This window comes from Micrococcaceae bacterium Sec5.8 (assembly GCA_039636775.1).
Lineage (GTDB): Bacteria > Actinomycetota > Actinomycetes > Actinomycetales > Micrococcaceae > Arthrobacter.
Window position 1 is genome coordinate 3,860,150 of the sequence record CP143429.1, and the last position, 10,806, is coordinate 3,870,955.

Consider the following 10,806-nt stretch of genomic DNA (forward strand, 5'->3'; position numbering starts at 1 on the left):
GGACTATGAGCAACGCCAAAGAAGTAACAGACGCTAGCTTCAGCACCGACGTGCTGGCATCGGACAAGCCGGTCATCGTGGACTTCTGGGCCGAGTGGTGCGGCCCGTGCCGCAAACTCGGACCGATTCTCGATGAAATCTCCGTGGAATACAGTGAGAAAGTCGACGTCGTCAAGGTAAACGTTGATGACAATCCCGCTATTGCGGCCCAGTATGGAATCACGTCGATTCCGGCGGTCTACCTGTTTCAGGGCGGAGAGGTGAAGGGCACAGTCATCGGCGCGCGGCCCAAGCAGTACTTCGAAAAAGAGTTCGCCGACGTCTTGTCCTAGTGTTAGCCGCCGGCTTCCGACGCCGGCTATGACCGGATGGCTCCGGCTCGAAAGAGGTGGGGCCGTCCGCGTTTAAGGGAAACGCTGCAATCCTACAACCCGATCCTACGGGTCCTCGTCACTCTTCCTCAGACAGCCAGTGGCTTGGTCCATCGTCCAATTCGGGTTGTTTTAGCGGTGTATCTGCAGGACACCCGCTTTCATGCGCTTGCGCTACCCGAACTGCGAAGGCATGAGGTGAGTCCAGGCGCGCACGATGATCCTGTGTGGCCCGATGCCCGCTGAGTGGATTCAATGTTTCACGTGAAACGGGATATCGAACCCTTTCCCCGAAATTGCGGAAGGGTCCGCCGACACCGTTCCCACAAGACGACACGAAGGTTTCACGTGAAACAGCGACAGGTCTCCGCTGTCACCGTAGGCAGAAAAGCCATAAGCCCGCAGACTTCCTATGCAACAATCACGGCCAACATGGGGTGGACCCGGATCTCCGGCAGTCCGGCGGCAGCGACAGAAGGTACCCAGTGGCTGATGTCCTGCCGGCCGTCCATGGCAGCACTCGGACCTACCCCGCGAAGTCTGGCCCCCTAAAACGGCCTCCTGTGGCACCATTACCCCCGCAGCTTAGCCTTCTGCCTGCGATTGGAAGGACGTAGAAGCGTAGCGATTTTCGCCGTGATCACCTACATAATCTCCTTCAGCCTAAAGCTACGCCCACGGCCCCGGCATACGCCACACCATAATTCAGAGTCAGTTTGACCGGGCGCCAACGGGCGTATCACAAGGAACTACTACCGCGGTCCTCATGATGCCCGGCCGACGGGTCCTCGGCCGGCGTGGTGTCAGCTCCAAGGTTGCACCTACTAGCTACGGTCACTTTCGGAAAGCGCCACGCACCACGGCTGCTAACGGATTGCGCTGAACTCTCGTCACACTATGTGGCGGGACGGACGTTCAACCGACAACTCCGCTGGATGCCTAGGTCTAGTGGGTGCCTGCACGCCTCGTCTGCCGGATATACCAGGTCCAGGACCGGAGACTCCGCGCAGTCCCGAGGCAGCGACGCAGATAATAGGGCGCAGACACCTGCCCATCCAGGGAGTCGGCATCCTTATGTTTCACGTGAAACATGGTGCCTCCGCCGGTGTAAATCCGGGCGCCGCCGGAGTGCAGCTGACTGGAAATTCTGAGGGTCAGAATTAAACGGCATGCACGGCACCGACTTCCGCCATTCCATGTTTCACGTGAAACACCGCATCCCCATCACCAACGTACGGCCGGATCAACATCCGTCTTGATCCCGCCGGTACCAGTCCCATCCGGAGGCTGTGCCCGCGACCTGGAAAGGAGCCCTACGCGCACCGATCAGGCGGGCCTGCCTACCACTCTGCCCGGAAAGGCCGACCAGCAAAGTATGCATCCAGCCAAAACTGCGCCACTGAGGGCGTGCGCCCGTAGAAGATACGGGTTGACCGTGGGCACCTGACCACTTCCTGTCCGGGCACCTTCCGACTCCGCCCTCTCGTCCACAGTGCGCAAACCCGAGGCTGCTGTGCCACGGATCCGGCGTGGACAGCATGAGCATCAACGCCGCAAGCCTCCACCCGCACCGCTCTGGCCGCCACAGCAGCCCCACTGGGCGCTCAAGAGTCGGCCTAAGGGCCCGGAACTGTCTCGGATCTCCATGAGAGTCATACGAGGGCTCCTGGTATGCACCCGTACCGTCCCACCTTGGCTCGGCAGTGGACTGAACGCAACAGCATCAGTCCAAGCGATCCTTGACAAGCGCGACGATCACGGACCCGCGTGTCGCCATCTATGGGCTCTCTCAGCCCCTAATGGCGGACACGCGGCTTCAGCACACATATGGGAAGCCGGGCAGTTGAGTCGTGCATTCCGGCATCGCACGAGGCCAGTCGTGGGTAGAACAGTCTCGGCCCAAGATCTTAGTGAAACAGGCCGGGCGGCATCGGGGAACCAGGTGACCACCGACCTTTCGTTCTGTACCGAACACGGACTGGTCTTCGCCCAGCTCCAGCAAGTCATGGCGCGGGACCGTCAGCGAGCTCCGATGAGCGCATCTGAAGCGACTTCACCGCTGCCCAGTACTGCGCTCTGAGGTCATCTTCTCCTGGACGACCGAGGGGCCGCCCATGGATATATTGGCTATTTCCTGTCCGGGTTTTACACATGGTTTTCCACAGGCAACAACCGCGGCTGCTGACACTTTGTACGAGCTATACCCTGATCTCAGTAGGTCCGCGGGCGTGCTCGCAGAACGGCAGATCGCTCCCGTTCGTCATCGTGACGCACAAGCATTCGAGATAGTGGAGATTGACCCCGCCGAGCTGGTGTGGCGCCAAGAGGCAGCTTCGAGGTGACCAATTAACCGAAATGGGTGGCTATATTGGGTCCAGCCAGCTGCCAGCCGATATGGAACCAGTAGGTCGTTGCATGTTTCACGTGAAACATACCGGCGAATTTTGCCAACATCAGAATGTTGCGGGCGCAGGGGTAGCCTCCGCGTCTTGGAGTTGAGCGCTACTGGCCGATCACAGCCCAGCGGCACTGGAGCCAAACTTATCCACAACGATATCCACCGGCTTATCGACGCGCTATTGGGGCACGCTGGCCCCTGACGGCGCCTGGGTATGGTGCCCTGGGACGGTGCACCGTCCATACCTGAATCTTCACCGAGATCCGCTTTCTCCAACGAAAGCTCCGCCGGCCCGTGAGGCATGCAGTCGGGCCATGACCGACGCTGCTTCCTAGCCCCGCATCTGCGTGGAGAGGCTAGAGGGCAGATGCCCCGGCTGCTGCCACGGTCCAATCGGAGCGTTGCTCCGTCCCTTAGGTAACGACTTGCCCATACCATCCAACTTACGACGACTCTCTCCCCGATGGCGCGTGACAAGTCGAAGGGTTCCTGCGAGGCGTTGCCCCGTCGTAAGGAACCAACGCGCCTGTATTGTGCCGCTGCATTTTCCGGCTGCAGTAGCCATCCGGTCCGCTGCTTTTGGCAGCGAAGAACGAGACCGGGAGTCAGTCTTCGCCCAGAAGTGATTCGCAGCGACTGGCAGAGTCAGGACTTCCTCACACCAGCGCCTGGCGGTATTTGCCGACAGCAACAAGGGGGCCCCGTTGGTTTGTGATCTGACGCAATCGAGCATAGCCACTGCATCGACCATGCGGATGTCGGTCTTTGGGGGACCGCAGCCCCCTGCCCGCTAGTCCTGGGCCCGACACAGATGGCCGATACCCGGTCGTTCCAGCGCAGGTACGAAGTCGACTCCAAAGATCGAAGTGAACCGCTCAATGCCCCCGAGATCCCCATCGACCGCCAGGGCGTCTCCGCGGGCCTAGCCAGCCGGCCCGGCGCCTCTGCGTACACAAAGCCCCCTCCAGAGCCGCTGCGGCCCTTGGGGGCCCACCAGTACCCAACGTGCCCACGCCGCCGCTCAAGACCCGTGGGCAGCACCACACATTGAAAATGACACGCCACGAAACCAGCAAGTTCTATGTTTCACGTGAAACGGAAGCATCTCATCACCTGTCACACCGTTCTGTTGCCTGGCAGAGCCTCCCACCAAACGATTGGACTCCTCAGAACGGGCAGGATGCCCGGCTTTCCCACGCCTCCGTAGCAAGGTTTCACGTGAAACGGCCACGGCGCCGGTTGCCGTCGACCACCCTGGTCTCCTCCTCACTCACGCCAGAGGGACCGTAACCCTCGAGGGGGGCGCGCGCACAACTAGGATCACTCACCCCGCGGATCACGGGGCAAGGTTTCACGTGAAACTTTATGATCATCGGCGAGCAATAGCCATTCCGACAACTGGTCCGGATGATGTCCACGACTAAGAGAAGGAGCCACTTGCGCAGGAAACCTGGCCGCACTTCGACCAATTATGGCGGCCGTCCAGTTGCTCTCCACGCCTGAGCCGATCCACTGACATCTTGGATCGAAAGGAACTGAGCGCCGGGCAATAGGCAATGATTCCAAGCCTGGCGGCAACGACCCAGACGAAAAAGCTACTGGGTGCGTTCTTCCCCGGTTTCGGGGCAAGTTCCGGCATCAACGTAGTGGGTAAGCCGCACCGCGATTACCGCCTACCGTCCCGGACTTCCGAAACGGCATTCAGTGGTGGCGGTCCGGAACCCTGGCGGATCAGGACGGCGGGAGCCCACCGCTAGACCTGTCGGAATACCAACAGGAAAATTTGGGTCGTACAGCGCGCACGAAGGTACAGCTGACCAAGAACAGAGAAACGTTTCACGTGAAACCGTCCCAAGAGCCTCGAAGTTTTAGGCGGCCGGTCCGGAGGTGAGTACGTCCATGATGCGGTTGAGATCATCTACGCTGGCGAACTCTATGCTGACCCGCCCCTTGCGCGCACCAAGCGAGATCTTAACGTTGGTATCTAGTCGGTCTGACAGTGATGAAGCCAGATAATCCAGGCGTTCGTGCCGCGCGCCAGGTCGCGGAATGTTGTTCTTCGGGGTTCCAGAAGGATTCTGGTACAGCGTCACTGCCTCTTCCGTCGCGCGGACCGACATGCCCTCAGCAACAATTTTCTGGGCCAGCCGTTCCATGGCTGCAGCATCCGGTAGCGCCAACAAAGCCCGGGCGTGGCCGGCTGAGATCACTCCGGCTGCAACGCGACGCTGTACGAGCGGTGGCAGCTTGAGAAGACGGAGGGTGTTGGACACCTGGGGGCGCGATCGCCCAATACGATCGGCCAACTGTTCATGGGTAGTTCCGAAGTCCTCCAGCAACTGCTGGTACGCCGCAGCTTCTTCGAGCGGGTTCAGTTGACTCCGGTGGAGGTTTTCCAACAACGCATCGCGAAGGAGGTCATCGTCTGTGGTGTCACGCACGATCGCGGGAATGGTTTCGAGCCCGGCAGCCTGTACTGCACGCCACCGGCGTTCGCCCATCACGAGCTCATAGGGTTCTCCACCTCCTTCGGTTGATGTGCGAACCACAATCGGCTGGAGCACGCCAATTTCACGAACCGAGTGCACCAGCTCAGCCATGTCGTCCTCGTCAAAGACGGAACGCGGCTGCTTCCGATTGGGATGGATATCAGAGACAGGGATTTCCGCGAATCGGACTCCCGGGACCTCGACGAGTTCCACGCCACGGTCAACGGGTGGCAGGGGTTCTGCGGGTCTGTCAGCAGCAGTCCCGGCTTTGGAAGAACTAGCGGGGGATTCGCTCTTGGTCGTCGCAGTTCCACGCCCGGTTGACTTCTTAGCAGAACCACGGGTGGCGGCCTCCGTTGGGACGGAGGGGCCTTGGTCGGCCTGTGCCTCCGGCGGAACCTGGACCACTTTCACCGCGTCGGCGATGGATGCTTCGAGGGCCTCTTCCGCGGCGGCGGCTTCGACACCCGCTGTTCGTTTCCGACCTTCAGGAAAGAACAGATCCACGGGACGGGACGGCGCTGCACCGCTGGCGGAAGCCGCAGCAGAACTTGGAATGAGTGCCCCAAGTCCACGGCCAAGGCCGCGTCGCTTGTCGCTCATGGATAGATCCCTCCATTGGAAGAGCCGGGCGTGACCGGACTCTAGCTAGTGCAATTTCGAAAAAGTTCTAACGTTCCGCGATTTCAGCTGCGGCTTCAAGGTACGAGAGAGCACCGCTGGATGAGGGGTCGTAGGTCATCACGGTCTGCTGGTAGCTGGGAGCCTCAGAAATTCGTACAGAACGCGGCACCACGGCGCCCAGGACCTGCCTGGGAAAGTGTTCACGAACTTCTGCTGCCACCTGGGCTGCAAGGTTGGTGCGGCCGTCATACATGGTCAAGAGAATTGTCGACACTTCCAGATCGGCATTGAGGTGCTTCTGGATCATTTCGATGTTCTTCAACAATTGGCTCAGACCCTCCAATGCGTAGTACTCGCACTGGATCGGAATGAGCACCTCACTGGCGGCACAGAACGCATTAACTGTCAGTAGGCCAAGACTAGGGGGGCAGTCGATGAAGATGTAATCCAGCCGTTCCTCACCGTTTTTCGCCCGCTCTTTGGCATAGACATCGATGGCCCGGCGTAGACGCTGCTCGCGGGCAACCAGACTAACCAACTCAATCTCCGCACCTGCAAGGTGAATAGTGGCGGGCGCGCAGATCAATTTGGCAATATCGGGACAGGGAGCCACTACGTCCTGCAGTGGCACGTCGTTGATGAGGACGTCGTAGATGCTGTCAACGTCGGCATGGTGTTCTATTCCCAGTGCCGTCGATGCATTTCCCTGAGGATCGATATCGATGACCAACACGTTCAGGCCCGCGGCAGCCAGCGCCGCGGCGATATTCACGGTGGTGGTTGTCTTACCAACGCCACCCTTCTGGTTCGAGACGGTGAACGTGCGGGTCTTCTCGGGCTTCGGCAGCTCGCGGCCCAAGAGACGCTCCCGCCGTTTGGTTTCCCGGGCTAGTTCGCGGGCAATGGGGCTGGCATCATCCAGGGAGTCCAGCACGTTTGCGGCGTTTGCCCCTGGTGTTTCACGTGAAACACCGGCTTTGCCGGTGGATTTAGCAACCGATCCCGTACGATTTCTGGCATTCACCGGAGTGGGGGCAGGCGCAACAACGGCCCGTGCGGACCCCAGGGACACAAACGGAGGAATCCGCTGCGTGGAGGCTTCGCTACTGGTCACTGGAACACTCTCACTCTCATTCGGCGTTTGATGCCGGTTACTAGCCTAACCTCTTACCCAGGGAGACCTTGGGCAACGGGCAGATGCTAGGTTTTCTTTTGAGGCTTATTCACAACGATCCGGACAACCGTTGTGGGTTCTTCGAGGAGGTCTTCACCCACCAGCACCACGGAGGTCTGGACGCCGCCGAGCTTACGGATGGCCTTGGCGGCCTTCTCAACTTCCTCCCCGGCGCTGCGTCCCTTAATGGCCACGACTTCGCCCTTGCCGGCAAGCAGCGGGATGGTCAGTCCGGCCAGGTTTGAGAGCGCCGAGACAGCCCGGGCAGTCACGACATCGGCGTTCACCATCCCCACCGCGAGTTCCGCGCGGGTCCGCATAACCGTGACGTTCCCCAGGCCGAGATCGTCCACCACCTCCTGGAGCCAGATTACGCGGCGTTCAAGCGGTTCAATCAGAGTCAGTTCCAGATCGGGACGGGCTATCGCCAAACACAGACCCGGCAGGCCGGCGCCACTGCCGACGTCTGCGACGTGGCTCCCCTCAGCAATCTGGTTCTCAATAACAGCGCAATTGAGCACGTGCCGGCTCCAGAGCCGGGGGACCTCACGCGGACCTATGAGTCCACGTTCCGTTCCGGATGTAGCCAAGTGTTCAACGTATCGTTCAGCGAGGTGCAGGCGGTCACCGAAGATTTGTTGTGCTGCCCGTAGTTCGGTTTCGGAAATCTCAACCATGGAACTTGCCAGCACGTTCAGTTCGCTGAGACGACGATGTGGCGATCCGCGCCTTCGCCTTCGGACTCGCTGATCAGGCCCAGGTCGGCGACGGCGTCATGCACAATCTTCCGCTCGTAAGCACTCATCGGGGCAAGGGCGACAGTCTCACCGGATGATGTCACGGACGTCACAGCCTCTTCTGCGATCTGCTGCAGTTCGCCGGCACGCTCGGAGCGGTAGCCGTTGATATCCAGTACCAGGCGCGAGCGGTTCTCCGTGGCGGACAGTACAGCGAGGCGGGTCAACTCCTGCAGGGCCTCCAGAACTTCACCGTCCTTACCAACCAGGCTCTCCAGGCCGGCCGATTCTTCCTCGGCGACTATTGAGATATACGTGCGGCCACTGCGTACTTCGATGTCGATGTCGCCGTCAATGTCGGCAATGTCCAGCAATTCCTCGAGGTAATCCGCGGCGACGTCGCCCTCTTCCTCCAGGCGGCTGGCGGACTCGCCCTTGTCCCCGGCAGCCTCAGTGCCAGCGACAGCCCCGGAGCGGCCGGTGGAGTCCTGATCGGTGTCCTGAACAGCGCTCAAAGCGTCGCCCTGACCTTCAACGGCTTCAGTGGAAATAGCGTGGTCGGTGCTCTCGGCAGACATTACTTCCTCTTTCTGTTCTTACGTTGTGGCTGGACACGCTGGCTCCTGGCCACCACGGCCGCAGCCTCAGCGGCCTCAGCGGCCTCGGCTTCGGCCTTCTTGGCACCTGACAGGGGCAGGGCCGGCAGGCCTTTAGCGGCGCGGCGCTCGGCCAAAGCCTTCGCGGCAGGGGATCCCGGCGTCGGCATGCGGCGGATGACGAAGAACTGCTGTGCCATGGTCCAGAGGTTGGTGGTGGTCCAGTAGATCAGAACGCCGATAGGGAAGTTGATGCCACCGACGCCAAAGACGAGCGGCAGGATATAGAGCATCATCTTCTGCTGCTTCATGAACGGGCTCGCCATGGCCTCTTCAGACATGTTCTTAGCCATGATCTGCTTCTGCGTGATGAACTGCGAAGCCGTCATGGCCAGGATCATCACAATTGAGAGGATCCACACAGCCACCACGTTGCCACCCTCAGGCGTGCCGTGAAGCAGGGTGGCAGAAAGTGGTGCGCCGAAGATACTCGATTTGTCGAACTGCACCACCTGCTCATGGCTCATTGCACCGATGCTCGTCCCGGACGTGGCCGCCGCCGTGATTCCGGAAAGGACCTGGAAGAGGGCAAAGAAGAACGGCATTTGGATCAGCATGGGGAGGCAGGCCGAGAACGGATTGGTTCCGTGCTTCTTGTACATCGCCATCTGTTCTTGCGCCATGGCCTGGCGGGACAGCTGGTCAGTCTTGCCCTTGTACTTGTCCTGCAGCTTTTTCAGATCAGGCTGCAGGAGCTGCATGCCGCGCTGGGCCTTGATCTGCTTGACGAACACGGGGATCAGGGCTGCACGGATCACGAGCACCAGCCCAATGATGGACAGCGTCCACGTCCAGCCATTGGCGGCGGGCATCCCGATGGCACTCAGGCCATCGTGGAACACCACCATGATGGCAGACACAAGCCACTTGAACGGAAACATGATTGTTCCAAAGAAATCCATACGATATCCCTATTCGTCAGGCCGCAAAGCGGCCTTCTCCATCAGTCTGAGCAGCCAGGTACTTGTCCGGATTGTTCAACACAACAATTGTGGGGGTGCGGCCTGCGGGCCACTGGAATTTACCGGCGGGGACGTGGTCCACACCACCGGCATTCCAAGGATGGCAGCGCACCAGGCGCCTGGCTGCCAACCAGGTCCCCTTGACCGCTCCGTGGACCGTGATGGCCTCGAGGGCATAGGCCGAGCAGCTGGGAAAAAAGCGGCAGACCTGGCCATACAGCGGCGAAACCACCTTGCGGTAGGCCATAAGCAAGAGGATGAGGATATTGCGGGGCAGGTTCCAGAGGGTCCGGCCCAGCCAAGCTCCTGCGGATTTTGCAGGCGGGACGACGGCGGCAGTTAAGTTACGCACGCGGGGTCCCTTCCTGTGTTGTCTCGCTAGAAACTGAAGTAGCAGCCTTAGGAAGGCGGCTGCTCAACCGTTTCATATTGGTTTCGAGGGCGGTGTCATAGTCTGATCGCAGTTGGTCCCAGCTGGCACTCGCCGCGGCGGGCAGAGCCCGGACCACGATGGCGTACCCACTGCCGTAGTTCTGCAACGACAAGGCACCGATTTCTCTCAGTCTCCTCTTAACGAGGTTCCTGACAACAGCGTTCCCGACACTCTTGGAAACGATGAATCCGATCCGGCTTGGTTCATCGGCAGCCAAAGCTGCCGTATATAACACTACGTTCCGGCGTCCATTGCGGACACCGGAACGTACAGTTGTGGAAAAATCGGTTGGTGTCCTCAGACGGTTGCGGGTGGCCAGCACCTTTAAACTCGCACAGGGATGTGGACCGACGAGTCAGTTATTTAGGCCGACAGCTCGGTGCGGCCCTTGCCACGACGGGCTGCCAAAATGGCACGGCCGGCACGGGTACGCATACGAAGGCGGAAGCCGTGCTTCTTGGCTCGACGGCGGTTATTCGGCTGAAAAGTCCGCTTGCTCACGTTAGTTACTCCAGTGGGATCAAAGGTGCGCCCACCCGATCAAGGGGAAGAACTGGTCGACGCTAAGTTTTGTATGTGCCGCTTCCCTCGACTCGCACGACACATACGTCGGGAGAGAAACAAAAGAGGCGAAAAGCGTACACATGGGACTTCACAACGTTAGGGCTTGCCGCCCTCCCGAGTCAAACCAGAGTCCATCCGCAGATTTTCCACAGGTGTGGCTAAGTCCTGCTCCAGCCTGTGGACGAAGCACTCCACCCGGCCGGATTTCGAACTACACCGTTGTGATTATCCACAGCATAGAACCCAGCTATCTTCTGGCATTTTCATCCTCTACAGTGGCTCAGTAGCCCATTATCCACGGACTGTGCATAACCCTGTGGATTGTGCGGTCTCCAGTGCGCTGGATCGACCCGCCCGGCTGAAGGTAATGAAGGCAAGCAAGTTTGAGGAACTGATCG

The 10,806-nt window shown here is 59.9% G+C and carries 9 protein-coding genes; 1 reads left to right on the forward strand and 8 read right to left on the reverse strand.

Translation table 11 applies throughout. The annotated features are described in order from the left end of the window. Positions 1 to 5: 5 nt before the first annotated feature. Positions 6 to 332, forward strand: a complete 327-nt coding sequence (trxA, locus tag VUN84_17810) for a thioredoxin (GenBank protein ID XAS64111.1) — start codon at positions 6 to 8, stop codon at positions 330 to 332. A gap of 4,305 nt (positions 333 to 4,637) precedes the next feature. On the opposite strand, the gene VUN84_17815 is transcribed toward trxA, so the two are convergent. The 8 genes from VUN84_17815 to rpmH form a co-directional block, all read right to left on the reverse strand. Beyond that, positions 4,638 to 5,861 carry a ParB/RepB/Spo0J family partition protein gene (locus VUN84_17815; protein ID XAS64112.1) on the reverse strand — a complete coding sequence of 408 codons (1,224 nt, stop codon included), beginning with the start codon at positions 5,859 to 5,861 and terminating at the stop codon, positions 4,638 to 4,640. A gap of 67 nt (positions 5,862 to 5,928) precedes the next feature. Further along, positions 5,929 to 6,996 (reverse strand): ParA family protein, encoded by a 1,068-nt coding sequence (locus VUN84_17820; GenBank protein XAS64113.1) that lies wholly within the window; start codon positions 6,994 to 6,996, stop codon positions 5,929 to 5,931. Positions 6,997 to 7,082: 86 nt separating this feature from the next. Continuing rightward, positions 7,083 to 7,733: a 16S rRNA (guanine(527)-N(7))-methyltransferase RsmG gene (gene rsmG / locus VUN84_17825; GenBank protein XAS64114.1), complete on the reverse strand. Its 651-nt coding sequence runs from the start codon at positions 7,731 to 7,733 to the stop codon at positions 7,083 to 7,085. Between the two features lie 17 nt (positions 7,734 to 7,750). Continuing rightward, the gene (locus VUN84_17830; protein ID XAS64115.1) at positions 7,751 to 8,371 is read right to left on the reverse strand and encodes a R3H domain-containing nucleic acid-binding protein; all 621 of its coding nucleotides are present in this window, start codon (positions 8,369 to 8,371) and stop codon (positions 7,751 to 7,753) included. Next, positions 8,371 to 9,351: a membrane protein insertase YidC gene (gene yidC / locus VUN84_17835; protein ID XAS64116.1), complete on the reverse strand. Its 981-nt coding sequence runs from the start codon at positions 9,349 to 9,351 to the stop codon at positions 8,371 to 8,373. Before yidC ends, VUN84_17830 begins: the two co-directional genes overlap by 1 nt. Positions 9,352 to 9,367: 16 nt before the next feature. Next, the gene (yidD, locus tag VUN84_17840) at positions 9,368 to 9,763 is read right to left on the reverse strand and encodes a membrane protein insertion efficiency factor YidD (GenBank protein XAS64117.1); all 396 of its coding nucleotides are present in this window, start codon (positions 9,761 to 9,763) and stop codon (positions 9,368 to 9,370) included. Continuing rightward, positions 9,756 to 10,166 carry a ribonuclease P protein component gene (gene rnpA / locus VUN84_17845; protein XAS64118.1) on the reverse strand — a complete coding sequence of 137 codons (411 nt, stop codon included), beginning with the start codon at positions 10,164 to 10,166 and terminating at the stop codon, positions 9,756 to 9,758. Before rnpA ends, yidD begins: the two co-directional genes overlap by 8 nt. A gap of 41 nt (positions 10,167 to 10,207) precedes the next feature. After that, on the reverse strand, positions 10,208 to 10,345 hold the full coding sequence (rpmH, locus tag VUN84_17850; GenBank protein ID XAS64119.1) for a 50S ribosomal protein L34: 138 nt from the start codon (positions 10,343 to 10,345) through the stop codon (positions 10,208 to 10,210). Positions 10,346 to 10,806 lie beyond the last annotated feature (461 nt).